This is a genomic window from Mesorhizobium kamtschaticum (assembly GCF_056174585.1).
This window is the reverse complement of record NZ_CM149691.1, coordinates 2,896,554-2,909,485: the sequence shown is the minus strand read 5'-3', so window position 1 is coordinate 2,909,485 and position 12,932 is coordinate 2,896,554. Positions and strand designations below refer to the sequence as shown.

Annotated in this window: 8 protein-coding genes and 1 pseudogene; 2 read left to right on the top strand and 7 right to left on the bottom strand. The window is 62.1% G+C overall.

Annotation, left to right across the window (positions count from 1 at the left end):
* Positions 1–10 precede the first annotated feature (10 nt).
* Complete coding sequence (locus tag AC0V7N_RS14265) at positions 11–3,310, bottom strand: adenylate/guanylate cyclase domain-containing protein (RefSeq protein WP_475458467.1); 3,300 nt, start codon at positions 3,308–3,310, stop codon at positions 11–13.
* A gap of 327 nt (positions 3,311–3,637) precedes the next feature.
* Here AC0V7N_RS14265 and AC0V7N_RS14260 point away from each other — a divergent pair, with 327 nt between their 5' ends.
* Entirely contained in the window at positions 3,638–5,410 is a 1,773-nt protein-coding gene (locus AC0V7N_RS14260) for an adenylate/guanylate cyclase domain-containing protein (protein WP_475458465.1), read from the top strand.
* Between the two features lie 56 nt (positions 5,411–5,466).
* Here AC0V7N_RS14260 and AC0V7N_RS14255 read toward each other — a convergent pair whose 3' ends face one another.
* From AC0V7N_RS14255 to AC0V7N_RS14245, 3 genes are all read right to left on the bottom strand, one after another.
* The gene (locus AC0V7N_RS14255) at positions 5,467–6,339 is read right to left on the bottom strand and encodes a hypothetical protein (RefSeq protein ID WP_496627903.1); all 873 of its coding nucleotides are present in this window, start codon (positions 6,337–6,339) and stop codon (positions 5,467–5,469) included.
* A gap of 562 nt (positions 6,340–6,901) precedes the next feature.
* Positions 6,902–7,420, bottom strand: coding sequence for a GNAT family N-acetyltransferase (locus tag AC0V7N_RS14250; RefSeq protein WP_475458461.1), 519 nt, complete (start codon positions 7,418–7,420; stop codon positions 6,902–6,904).
* Between the two features lie 179 nt (positions 7,421–7,599).
* On the bottom strand, positions 7,600–8,421 hold the full coding sequence (locus AC0V7N_RS14245) for a hypothetical protein (protein WP_475458459.1): 822 nt from the start codon (positions 8,419–8,421) through the stop codon (positions 7,600–7,602).
* A 191-nt stretch (positions 8,422–8,612) separates the two neighbouring features.
* Here AC0V7N_RS14245 and AC0V7N_RS14240 point away from each other — a divergent pair, with 191 nt between their 5' ends.
* The gene (locus AC0V7N_RS14240) at positions 8,613–10,028 is read left to right on the top strand and encodes an adenylate/guanylate cyclase domain-containing protein (protein ID WP_475458457.1); all 1,416 of its coding nucleotides are present in this window, start codon (positions 8,613–8,615) and stop codon (positions 10,026–10,028) included.
* A 37-nt stretch (positions 10,029–10,065) separates the two neighbouring features.
* Here AC0V7N_RS14240 and AC0V7N_RS14235 read toward each other — a convergent pair whose 3' ends face one another.
* The 3 genes and pseudogenes from AC0V7N_RS14235 to AC0V7N_RS14225 form a co-directional block, all read right to left on the bottom strand.
* Positions 10,066–10,545, bottom strand: a complete 480-nt coding sequence (locus tag AC0V7N_RS14235) for a class I SAM-dependent methyltransferase (protein WP_475460327.1) — start codon at positions 10,543–10,545, stop codon at positions 10,066–10,068.
* 211 nt (positions 10,546–10,756) lie between these two features.
* A pseudogene (locus tag AC0V7N_RS14230) lies at positions 10,757–11,937 on the bottom strand (ABC transporter permease).
* Positions 11,934–12,932, bottom strand: a complete 999-nt coding sequence (locus AC0V7N_RS14225; protein WP_464614488.1) for an ABC transporter permease — start codon at positions 12,930–12,932, stop codon at positions 11,934–11,936. The pseudogene AC0V7N_RS14230 and the gene AC0V7N_RS14225 overlap by 4 nt, the downstream one beginning before the upstream one ends.

Below are 12,932 nucleotides of genomic sequence, written 5' to 3'. Positions count from 1 at the left end.
TCCCGCCCGGCTAGTCGAGAAAAGGCAGCACCACAAGCGCTTCCGGGTCGAGCCCGTGCTGGGCGCATATATCCTGCGCCAGGGAAAAGTAGCGTTCGGCCTCGGCCAGATTGTCGAGATCGAGATTAAGCGTTGCAAGACCATCATAGCACGGAAACAGCAGTTGGGGCTCGCCCGTTTCGCAGGCGACATCCAGTGCTTCGTGGAACAAGCCAACCGCCAGTTCCGGGCGGCCGTTGCACTGGTGGATCTGCCCAAGCACGATCAACGGCACCGGCAGGTGCTCGCGCTGGTCGAGTGCCCGATCGATCTCAATGGCCTTCTCTGCGGCAGGCACGCCCTCTGTCGGACAGCGATCCGTGAAAGTACAGCAAGCGACCGCCAGATTGGCCAGCAGGCGCGCCTGGAAGCCCAAATCACCGATACGGCGCGCCACGTCGAGACCGCGCCGACAGACTTCGATCGCCCGTGCCGGATCGATGGTCGTGTAAAGCACGCCGAGATTGGTGTAGCCACGGCAGGCCGCGCCCAGCAGACCGGCGGCTTCGGCCAATTCGATGCTGCGCTCAACCTGACGCACGGCCTCATGGTTTCGCCCGAGGCGAGCTAGCGCGACAGCCTTGGTATTGAGTGCCTCGGCGGTCACAAGAGTGGCATCAGCCCCCACCTCGGAGACCTGCTCCGTCGTCAGAGTGCCTACGCAATCCAGCGCCGCGTCTGCCCATTTTGCCGCGAGAGCGTGATCTCCGCTCCGGAATGCCTGTCGGCCACGTTCTTGCCAGAGATGCGCCTGCTCGATCGGAGCATCCGCTCCATCCAGAAGCGCTGCCGCTTCAGCATAGCGGGATTCTGCGTTGTCCCGCTTGCCGACGTCCCAGAGCAGCCGACCGATCTTGCGCAAAACTCGCGCCGAAGCGACACGATCGGCTGACTCGCGATATACCTGCAGCACCGTCTCGTAGTGCTGGTGCGCGATCTCGCGGCGGCCTGCCGGGCCGCTCAAATCGGCAATGCGCTCTGCAATTGCCAGTTTGAGCGGTGTCTGCCCGATCGCGCCCAACGCAGTCAGTGCGCGCTCGTAGAAACGAAGGGCGTCGTCGTTGGCGTATATTGTGCGAGCGCGATCGCCTGCCGCCTGTAGGTAATGCGCGCCTCTCTCCCGCTCGGCGCTCAGTGCGAAATGATGACCGAGCACGGTCAAATCCTCGAGCCGTTCCGGCTTGTCGCCGTACAGGTGCTCCAAGGCGGCACCGACCCGCCCGTGGATGTCGGTCCGGCGTTGCAGGAGCAGATTCTGGTAGATCACGTCCTGCAGCAATGTTTGCGTAAAGCGGTAGCTCTGCGATGATGCCGAGCCTGATCCGGCAACTTCCTCGATGATCTCCGCATCGCAAAGTAGTTCGCAGCCGGCTTCCAGCCGGCCGGGGTCGGCTGTCACGGTTTTTAGAAGTGTGGCATCGAAGCGCGGGCCGATTACCGCGGCTTCCTGGGCCAACCGGCGCACCTCCTGGGGCAGCCGGTCAACACGAGCAAGCAACATTGCCTGGATGGTGGCGGGAATGCCGGTTGCGACTTCGCCCACCGCAGTCCGCCACCGCTGGCCCTCACGCATCAGTACACCGCGATCGATAAGGCCGCGAACGATCTCCTCTACAAAAAGCGGGTTGCCACCCGCGCGCTCGAGGATCTGGTCGGGAAGCCCGCTTGCGGAGTTTACCCAACCCTCGCCGAAAAGCGCCGCCAGCAGGCTGCGTCCGTCATCACTGTTGAGCGGAGAAAGCCTGAGCGCTGTGTGACTGACCCGACTTGAGTCGAGTTGGCCGTTGTCCGGCCCCGGACGATGCGTGACCAGCAACATCAACCGCGTGCGTTCCAACCTGTCCATCACGAAACGGAGTGCCTCGAGCGACACGGCGTCGGCCCAGTGCAGGTCTTCGACGACAATCAACAGCGGCGACAACGCAAGCCGCCGTTCGATGATAGTGCGGACGGCGTAGAGAATTTGCCGCCGCAGCTGCTCGGGCTCGACATGCTGCAAGGTGCCATCGGGGTCGCCAAGGCCAAGCACATGGTAGAGCAAAGGCATCAGCCGTTTCGCTTCTTCGCCCTGCAGGCCGAGATCGGTAAGCAAGTCTGCGAGCTTCCCCCGCATCTCGTCCCCATTGTCGTTTTGCATCATCCCGGCAGCGCTGCGCACCACCGCGCCCAAGGCGCCAAATGATTGTTCGCCAAGCGGTGAGCAGGTGGCCTGCCGCACGGCGACGTTGCGAAAACGATCCTCGTCGCCGACGCGGGCGACGAACTCCTTCACAAGCCGCGATTTCCCGATACCGGCTTCTCCGACGAGGCGGACAAGTTGGGCAGAGCCGCCGCACGCCTGGTCAAGGCTCTCCAGCATTCTATGGAGCTCCGCACCACGACCTATTATCGGCGCGCCGAGGCCGAGCGCCTCGAGCCCACGCGCTGCACGCGGCGCCGCAAGCGGTGCATCCAGTCGATGGACGAGCACACTGCCAGCCTTGCCGCGAAGCACGACATCGCCCAGCGGTTCGTAAGAGAAGGCATGCCGGGTCAGCCTGTGCGTGAGCTCGCCTACCAGCACCTCACCCGGTGCGGCCAGCGATTGCAGGCGCTGCGCCGTATTCACCGTGTCGCCGGTCACCGAATAGGATTTGGCGGTGCCGATGCCCAATCCGCCAGTGACGACTGGACCGGTGTTTATGCCGATGTGGAGCAGCAGAGGCGTGCCGGAGTGGGGGGCACTTTCGCCGAGCCGCGCCGTCCGGGCGATCATGTCGAGAGCGGCGCGAAGCGCACGTTCCGGATCGTCCTCATGCGCGACCGGCGCACCGAACAAAGCGAGCAGTGCATCGCCGATGAATTTGTCGACGAAACCACCAAAGTTTCGCACAGCCGCCGTCAATTCCTTGAACAGTTCGTTCTGCAGCGCTTGCATGACCTCGGGGTCGAGCTGCTCGCTGAGTGTCGTGAAGCCGCAAAGGTCGGCGAACAGGACCGTTACCGTCCGGCGATCGGCGTCAGAGACGGGATGCAGCCCATCTTCGCTTTCGATGTTCGCAAGCAGCGACGGAGTTCGAGAAGGCGGCACAATGGTCCGACTTGCTGTCGGAGCAGGCCGTTCGACGGCTTTTGCGGGCGCACCGACGCTTGCCCCACACTTTGGACAGAACTCGAAATCCGGTGCGCAGAGGTAGCCGCAACTGGCGCATGGCACGGGCTGGCGCCTGCCACACCTCGGACAGAAAGCGAAGCCGCCATCAACCTCGAAACCGCAGCCCGAGCAGTCCATAGGACAAGACCTCACTAGAGCATGATGCCGAAAAGTGTGAAGCGGTTTTCGGACGACATCATGCTCTATCTCTTTGACTTAGAGGCGGATTCAGATTTCAGGTCGATTCGACCTGAAATCATCCGGCTCTAGGGGCCGTGTCGGCGCGATCTCGCCACGCACTTCACGGCCAGGGTATTTGCAAGGATGAACCGATAGCCGTCGACCGGCAAGCGCGGTGTGGTCCTGTGGCGGAGCGCTGCCGATGCCGGCGGTGCGTGGCGTCGTTTGCGAAAGTTCCCTCTTGCCGCCGTCTTCCTGCTATCGTGGGGATGAGGAGACGGACCCTTGAGCGAGAATCGTAAGCTGGCGGCAATCCTGGCTGCGGATGTGGTTGGATACAGCCGGCTCGCAAGCGCGGACGAAGATCGTACTTTGGCGAGGTTGCGGGCACTGCGCAGCGACCTGATCGATCCAATCATCGCAGTGCACAACGGGCGTGTGATCAAGCGCACCGGGGATGGGGCGCTGGTTGAGTTCCGCAGTGTGGTGGATGCCGTGCGCTGCGCCATTGAGGTTCAGAATGGTATGGTCGAGCGCAATGCCGGCGTGCCGCAGGACCGCCGCATAGAGTTCAGGATCGGCATCCATCTGGGGGATGTGGTCGAAGAAAGCGACGGCGACCTGATGGGCGACGGCGTCAATATCGCCTCGCGTTTGGAGGGCGTCGCGGCGCCCGGCGCCATCTGCCTGTCCGAGGATGCCTATCGCCAGGTCAGGGCGAGGCTCGACCTCTCGGTCAGCGATCTCGGCAGCACGCAGCTCAAGAACATCGCCGAGCCGATCCGGGTCTATTCGCTGCAAGTCGGCAGCGTCGGGACCAAGGCGGCCGCGACCTCGGAAACCGCGACGAGCCGGCCGGCTGCGGCGGCGCCGCCGAAGCTGTCGATCGCCGTCCTGCCGTTCGCCAATATGAGCGGTGACGCCGAACAGGACTACTTCGCCGACGGCATCTCCGAAGACATCATCACGGCGCTGTCCAAACTGTCGCAGCTCTTCGTCATCGCACGCAATTCGTCGTTCACCTTCAAGGGCCAGAACGTCCATGTGCAGGAGGTGGGCACGAAGCTCGGCGTGCGGCATGTGCTCGAGGGCAGCGTGCGCAAGTCGGGGAACAGGGTGCGGATCACCGCGCAGCTCATCGATGCAATCTCGGGCGGCCATCTTTGGGCGGAGCGGTTCGATCGCGACCTGACCGACATATTCGCCGTGCAGGACGACGTGACACAGCAGATCGTCGGTGCGCTGGCGCTCAATCTGACCGAGGACGACCGCCTGCGGCTGGCGCCGGAGCATCCGCGCAACGCGGAGGCGTATGACTGTTTCCTGCGGGGCCGGGAGCTGTGGCACCGGCTGACGAAGGACACGAACGCGGCGGCCCGCGACCTACTGCAACGTGCCATCGAACTGGACCCGAAATTTGCCTCGGCCTACGCTTTCCTCGCCCTCACGCACGGCCTCGACTACCTGAACAGGTGGAGCGCGTCACCGCCGGCTTCGATGGCGCAAGCGGAAGAGGCTGCAACGCGAGCGGTAGCGCTGGATGACAGCGATCCCTGGGCGCACTGGGCGCTGGGCATCGCGAGGCTCTACACACGACGGCACGATGAGGCCATCGAGGAGGCCGAGCGCGCGATAGCCCTCAATCCGAACTTCGCCGAAGGCCACGTCATCCTCGGCGAGGCGCTGCACTATTCGGGCAGAGCCGAAGAGGCCCTCGAGAGCTTCGCCCGGGCCAAGACCTTGAATCCATACTTTCCGGATGTGCTTCTGCATTTCCAGGCTTCGGCCTGGTTTCAACTGCGAAGGTACGAAGAGGCCGTTGACCTTCTGATGCAAAGGCTGGCTCGCAACGCCGCCACCGACGTCTCGCGCGCGCTTCTGGCCGCCAGCTACGGCCATCTGGGTCGTTTGGAGGAGGCCCGCGCGGCATGGCAGGAGGTGCTTCGCGTCAATCCCGACTATTCGCTGGAATACCGTCGCAAAGTCGTGCCTTACAGGAATCCCGCCGATTTCGAACTCATTGTCGACGGCCTCCGCAAGGCCGCTATCGTACAATGACAAATGAGGCCATGCTGCTGCGCACCAGCAACCTGAAGTAAGGCCTGAAGCGAGGCTCAGGTCGCCTTGATTCCTGCTTGGCCGATCTTGCGCCACCGGGCGTTATCGCGAACCAGCTTCAGGTCGTCGGTCGTCTCGGCAAAAGTCCGCAAACGGTATTGCCGGAGCAGGTCCGGGAAGAGCGCCCCTTCCGGCAGGCAGGCTAGCTGCTCGCGGACCGAAATCCTTTCATCGATGACCCGCATGCCCCAGGCATTTTCCCGAACCTGCAGCTCCGCAGCCAGATCGCGCTCTTCCGGCACGTTTTCGTCCAGCACAGCCAGCAGGATCTGATGGAAAAGTGCGACATAGCCAATCTGTCTCAGGCCGCCCACAACCCGCGCCCGCGGCAATATGGCAAGGACGAGGAACGTCAGGAACAGGTTCGGCAGCAGCAGTCCGTCCAGCAGCGCCTGCTTGAGATGCGGCCGTTCGAACGGGATGGAAAGGCCATGCGGCCTGTCAAGCTCGATCAGGTGTCCGTTCTCGAGGACGAGCTTGCGCACGCGCTCCTCGCGGATGCCCCAGAAATAGGCGGTGGTATTGGGCAGGAATCTGCCAAATGGGCCCGATGCGGCCTCTTGCAAGGCACGTTCGAGACGCTGGCGCCTTGCAGGCTCAATGAGCAGCCTGGAAAGAAGGCTGCCATCATCTTCTAGATGCCGCGCCATGGCAGAAGCGGCGAGCCGATCGTCGATGAAAACCGGCAGGGCCATGCCGGAACGATCCCAATCGGCGACCAGATCCTCGTTGAGGGCTGTCAGCGCATCGGCGGCGGTTCCAAACACCTTGTCCTGGCTGGAAAGCAACGTGCCCAGCCAGCGGCTGGCATCCGTTTCATCGCCCACCGCTTCGAGTGCGCGCTTGTTGAGTGAGACGGGACCGGCCACGCAGGCGCTTTTGCGGCACAGTTTGTGGCGCCCATGCCGAACAGGTTGACCTTGTCGTCGCCGACATCGAGCCATCCCGGCCCCTCCCGGCCAATTGTCTCCATGGTCATCGTCGTTCCCATGAAGCAGAAGAAGGCCGACAGCCCGTTTTCGACCGCGCCGAGCCAGGCAAGCAGGAGGGCGTCGAAGGTGATCCGGTCCATAAGAAGCAGGCAGTGCAGGCCGGACTGAATCACCGGTCTGTGCTCGAACTCGTCGAGCGCCTTGCCGATCTCCTCAGCCAGCATGATCATACCGAGGCGCTGCTGCAGGACTTCGCGCAGGATCGAGCGGGCAGCGATCGCCGGGCCCGATGCAGGCCTTGCCACCGGCCGCCACAGATGGCGGGCGTAATCGGAAACCGGTGCATTCCAGTTCTGCTCGATGTCACGCACAACTTCCGGGCAGAGCCGCGACAGCACAGCCAGAATTTCCACCGGCGGCGTAGGGGTTGGGTCAAAGACGGCGGTCATTGGTCCCGTCTAGCCGCTTGCGGTGCAAACGCCAAGGGAGACAGCGGATCTCAGAACCGCAGCCGGGCCATGCTCAGGAGGTCGTGGTACTGGCCGTCGGTAAAACCGGCCTTCACATGCCGGCCTTCGACCTCGAAGCCGTGGCTTGTGTAGAGACGGACCGCCGGTTCGTTGTCGGCATAGACGGTCAATTCGACCCGCTTCAGGGCGCGCCAGTTGTCGGCCACGTCAAGCAGCGCGCCAAGTATGGCAGAGCCGATGCCCTTGCCGACAAAGGCGTCGTCAAGGCCGATATTGATCTCGCCGATATGCGAACGGCGCGGCGAACCCTGCACAACAAGGTTGCCATGGCCGACGACCTTGCCGTCCAACTCGGCAACGATCCAGGTGGTTTCCTGGCCGGACTTGGCGATGCGCCGCTCCACCTGCTCCACCATCTCGAAGGGCATCCTGAGCGTACCCCAGCGGAAGCCCGGCATGTTGAAGATGGCGCAAAGCGCCTCCGCATCGCTCGGCCTTACGGCGCGGAGCCGCGGCTGGATTTTCTCAGCGGAGGTCGTGCTGGTCATGGCGTTCCCGGCTACAGCAATTCCAGGAAAAGTGTGAGCGGTTTTCCGCCCCGGAATTGCGTCAGAACAAAGTGATAGAGCAGTTCGCCGTTTCCTTGAAACGGTGAAATGCTCGAAGGCAATCGGCTCGGCACGATGCACCGGACGTCACCTGAAAATCCAGCCGTCTCTGCACCTTATTATACCGTTTGCGAGCTGAAATGGCGGGAAGCGGCGTAGAGTTTGAAGATGCCGCTGACGGCGATCCAGCCGAAAAGGGCGAGCCAGCACAATGTTTTAGTCGCCGTCCAGTCGATCCGGTGCACCGCGGCGTCGGTGATGACCAGGCCAAGGATGGCAAGCAGGCCGACCAGAAATTGCGCCAGGCCGAGCACCAGCAGTTCCTCGCGCGGCGCGTTTTTCCAGACGAGGTATGTGCCGCCGGCGCCGGCGAGGAAGATGGCGCTGTAAACCTGGCCATGGAAGGGATCGACCGGCCATGGCCAGCTGCTGCTGACTATCCTGGGAAACAGCAGCATGCCGGCGCCATAGAGCCCAAGGATCGCCATTTCCGCCAACATGTGGCCGCGCCATGCGGGGTTTAGGGGCACGCCTTTTGCCGAAGGACGGGCCCTGGCCCACCACAGGAACAGCCCGGATACCGCGGCCGAGGACAGATAGACCAGGAACCAGAGCGAGGCCGCTTTTCGTTCGAAGTTGAAATAGCCGAGATTGATCAACGATACCGCCGACACGATGACGGTGAAGATGAAGGCCATGACGAGCACCAGCCTGCCGGGCGACCAGCGGTTCCAGAACAAGAGCGCCGCCATCACCGCCATTTCGGCGGTGTAGAAGCCGCCGAGGAAGCGGGCACTGAATGGCGTGACGGGCCAGGGCCAGTGCGGCTTGACCAGCGCCGGCGCGAAAAACAGGCCGGCGCCCACGATCAGGACGATGATGACCCCAGCGGAGAAAATGCGCAGGGCTGCTGGAAATGGCGGGTTGTCGGACGTCTGCATGGAAAGGGCCCCAAAAGGTGAATACCCGTGGACCATCATAGTGCCGCTTGCGGTCGGATGGAAATCGAGCTGTCACCAGGCTTGTCTATTCGAATGGCCGTACGATCCGTTTCGACGTAAAATGAATCACTCGGACCAAGGAGCGGTCCGGTCAACCCGCCTCGGGAGGCGCATTTTCCGGAGCCTGCACGATGAACGAAGCTCAGGATCTGTTCTCGCTTCTGCGGCAATCGACCGATGTCGATCCACGGGCAATCGACGCGATCAAGCGAACCATCGCGGAGGGCAATGACCGCGAGCTTTGCCGCATCAATGCGCCAGCCTTCGCCAGCAAGCATGGCCTCGACGAGGAGAGCGCCATAAGCGCCTTTCTCCATGCGGCGCGGGTGGGCATCTTCGACATTTCCTGGAATGTTCTGTGCCCCGGCTGTGGCGGCGTGCTCGACACCAACGCCACGCTGAAAACCCTGCAGAAGGACGAATACACCTGCGCGCTGTGCGCCGAGGGCTATTCGCCGACCCTCGACGAGATGGTCGAGGTGACATTCACCGTCAGTCCCCGCGTGCGCAGGATTGCCGCCCACAATCCACACGAACTGCCGATGGTGGAATATTTCCGCCAGATCTACTGGGCGTCCGGCGTCGATCTGCCGGACGAGGATTTCGCGAAAACGATCGAAGCGTTCTCGCTGGAGGATATCGAGCTTGCGCCCGGTGAAAAGGCGGTTCTGCCCATACAGCTTCCGTCCGAATTCATCATTATCTTCGAGCCGGTCACCCATTCAGCGCAGTTCATCGACGTGAAGGGCGATCCAACAAAGGAGCGCCGAAGCCTCTCTTTGGTCTTCGACCGCGACCATGTCCAGAACCAGACGCTGGAGATGCAACCCGGCCCGTTGCGCATTTCGCTGGAAAACAGGACCGACACCCGCGTGCTGCCGACGGTCTTCGTCGCCGGCCAGGTATTGCATGATTTCCTCGGCAAACGCCGGCCCTTCCTCACCGCCAAGCGCTTGCTCACCAACCAGACGTTCCGCGATCTCTATCGCACGGATACGCTCGATATCAACCAGCGCCTGAAGATCACCAGCCTGACTTTCCTGTTCACCGACCTGCGCGGGTCGACCGCGCTTTACGAGCGGGTGGGCGACCTTTCAGCCTTCGATCTTGTGCGCGCGCATTTCCAGGTTCTGCACGAGATCGTCGCGGCGGAGGCAGGCGCGGTGGTGAAGACGATCGGTGATGCGGTGATGGCGACCTTCGCGACGCCTGATCGTGCGATTGCTGCGGCCCTCAGGATGCGCGATGCCATGCGTGCACTCAACGACAAGGGCGGGCGCGAGGATCTGCTGCTCAAGATCGGAGTCCATGCCGGCCCCTGCATCGCCGTTTCCATGAACGAGCGACAGGACTATTTCGGCCAGACGGTCAACATTGCTTCGCGGGTCCAGAACCTTGCCAACGCACAGGCGATCTTCGCCACCCGTGCCGTGGTCGAAGACAATCTCACCGCCGCTCTGTTGCGCAGGAACGCGCTGACGCCCGTGCCCCACGAGGTCTCGCTGCGCGGCATTGAGCGGGAGATAGCAGTATATACGATCCCTTGAAGACTTGGCCCCTGAAGACGTGGGATCGTCTCCACCCTCACACGCGCCTGCTGAGAAAATAGCGATCGGCGGGCTCCGAAGTTGGCGGCGGGAGGCGTTGCAACTGCGGGTGATCGAGCGGTGTGCCGCTGACCGCGAAGCCGCCGACGCGAAGCATGCGAGCAATCAGATCGGGAAGCCAGGTGGAGGTCACTGCATCGCGATCGTCATAGCCGGTGCCGATGTCGGCATGAACAAGAGCGGCGTCGATGCCAATGAACCTGACCCCTGTCTCGCGTATTTCGCCGAGCACGAGGTTTTCAGCGTCGGGAATTGAGCTGGAGTGTGCGCCGACTTCGCGGTCGAACACCAGGATCCGGCGCCCGGGCAGGCGCTCGCGCAGATGGTGGAACGTCCGGCCATTGCCGAGGCCGAGCTCAAGCACAGGCCCCTCCATCTTCGCCACCTCGGGGCAGATTTGATTGAGAATGTCGCGCTGCGCGCTCATCCTGCTGATGAAATTATCGAGGCGACTCATATGCGTTTGTGTGTCCCGAACCAGCTCAAGAGATCGGCAATGCCCCACGACCAGAACGGTTCACGGGTGAAACCCGAGGGCGACGTGTTTAACCCCGATCGCGTCTCGCCCCATATAGAGGCGAACCATGAACACTGCGACAGTCGAACAAGGCTGCCGACTAGGATCATACCGGGTGGGTCCGGCGCCCCGGCGTGGAGGAATGGCGATCTCACTTATAGGGGTCCGCGGCGTCCCGCAACCCGTCGCCGAAGAAGTTGAACGCCATGATGACGAGAATGACGGGGAGCATCGGCAAAAGCAGCCATGGATAGAAGGCGATCACGCTGACGCTGCGTGCCTCGGTGAGCAGGATGCCCCAGCTGGTTGTCGGTGCCCTCAGGCCGAGCCCGAGGAAGCTCAGCGCCGTCTCGCCCAGGATCATGCCGGGTATGGAGATCGTCGCCGTCGCGATCAGATGCGACATGAAGCCAGGAATGAGGTGACGCCCGATGATGCGGCTGCTGCTGGCACCCATCAATTGCGCGGCCAGAACGTAATCCTCCTCGCGCAAGGCTAGAAGCTTTGAACGCACGGCCCGCGCCAGTCCGGTCCAGTGGATTAGCCCGAGAATGACGGTGATGCCGAAATAGATCAGGATCGGGCTCCAGGTTATCGGCATGATCGCCGCCAGGGCCAGCCACAGCGGAATGCTGGGGATCGATTGCAGAACTTCGATTATCCGTTGAACGATCAGGTCGAAGATACCGCCGTGATAGCCCGCCAGTCCGCCGATGACGATGCCGAGCACAAAGCTGAAACTGATGCCGACGAGGCCGATTGTCAGTGAGATGCGTGCGCCATAGATGATGCGCGAGAGCACATCGCGCCCTAGCCTGTCGGTGCCGGCCAGAAAGAGCTGGCCGCTTTCGGCGGGGCAGACAAGATGCCTGTCACCTTCGATAAGGCCCCAGAACCGGTAACTGTCGCCCTTGCAGAAGAAGCGGATCCGCTGAACATCATCCTGCTGCTCCATGTAGTTTCGCTTGAGCGTGTCCATATCCAGCGTCATGTGGCGGCCATAGACGAACGGCCCGACGAACTGGCCGTTGTGGAACAGGTGCACCCGCTGTGGCGGCGAATAGATGTAGTCCATGTTGCGCGTGTGCAGATTGTAGGCGCCAGGAACTCGCAGATCAGTATCCCGAAATAAAGCGCTGCCAGGAATATGCCGGATACGACGGCAAGCCGGTGCTTTCGGAATTTCCACCACATCAGCCGCAACTGCGACGCCTGATAGACCTTCGATTGCTCCGGCGTCATCGCCTCGACCGACTGCAGGTCAAAGGGCGCGACGGAAATGTAGTGTTGCAGTGGAGCACCCGGAGCGGGCAGCGGCGATTGCGTGTTCATTTGGTGCTGCCGCCCTGCAAACGAATTCGTGGATCAAGCAGCGCCAGCGCCAGGTCGGAAATCAGCACACCGATGACCGTCAGGAAGGCGAGGAACATCAGGAACGACCCTGCCAGATACATGTCCTGGCTTTGCAGTGCCCTGATCAGCATCGGCCCGGTCGTTTCCAAAGACAGCACGATCGCGGTGATTTCGGCGCCGGAGATGATGGCCGGCAGGATAGAGCCGATGTCGGAAATAAAGAAATTGAGCGCCATGCGCAGCGGATATTTGACCAGCGCCTTGAAGGGATGAAGGCCTTTGGCGCGCGCGGTCACGACATATTGTTTGTGTAGCTCGTCGAGCAGATTGGCGCGCAGCCGCCGGATCATGCTTGCCGTGCCCCCGGTGCCGATGATCAAGACCGGAATCCAGAGATGGGCGAGGATCGACTTCGCCTTGTCCCAGCTCATAGGCTCGCCGAGATATTGCTGGTCCATGAGATGGCCGATGGACGTGCCGAACCAGATGTTGGCGAAATACATCAGGATCAGGGCCAGCATGAAGTTCGGAATGGCAAGGCCGAGAAGGCCCAAGAACGTCAGGCCGTAGTCGCCCCAGCTGTATTGGTGCGTGGCGGAGTACATGCCGATCGGAAAGGCGATGAGCCAGGTGACGATGATCGTGACGAAGGAAACCAGCACGGTCAGCCACATTCGGTCCCCGACGACGTCGCGAACCGGCAGCTCATATTCGAAGGAATAGCCGAAATCGCCGTGCAGCATCCCGCCGACCCAGTAGAAGTAGCGAATGACCGGCGGCTGGTCGAAACCATATTCCTTGCGCATCATCTGGATGCGATCGGAATCCACCGCTTCGCCCTGAGCCCGAAGCTCGGCAACATAGCTGTCGAAATAGTCGCCTGGCGGAAGTTCGATGATCGTGAACACCAGCGCCGATATGACCAGCAGCGTTGGAACCATCACGGCGATGCGCCAGACAATATATCGAAGCAC

Bases quoted from the DNA above. Each gene is read 5' to 3' on its own strand.
- AC0V7N_RS14265 (WP_475458467.1), bottom strand. From the start codon at position 3,310: ATGGACTGCTCGGGCTGCGGTTTCGAGGTTGATGGCGGCTTCGCTTTC.
- AC0V7N_RS14250 (WP_475458461.1), bottom strand. From the start codon at position 7,420: ATGACCAGCACGACCTCCGCTGAGAAAATCCAGCCGCGGCTCCGCGCC.
- AC0V7N_RS14245 (WP_475458459.1), bottom strand. From the start codon at position 8,421: ATGCAGACGTCCGACAACCCGCCATTTCCAGCAGCCCTGCGCATTTTC.
- AC0V7N_RS14240 (WP_475458457.1), top strand. From the start codon at position 8,613: ATGAACGAAGCTCAGGATCTGTTCTCGCTTCTGCGGCAATCGACCGAT.
- AC0V7N_RS14235 (WP_475460327.1), bottom strand. From the start codon at position 10,545: ATGAGTCGCCTCGATAATTTCATCAGCAGGATGAGCGCGCAGCGCGAC.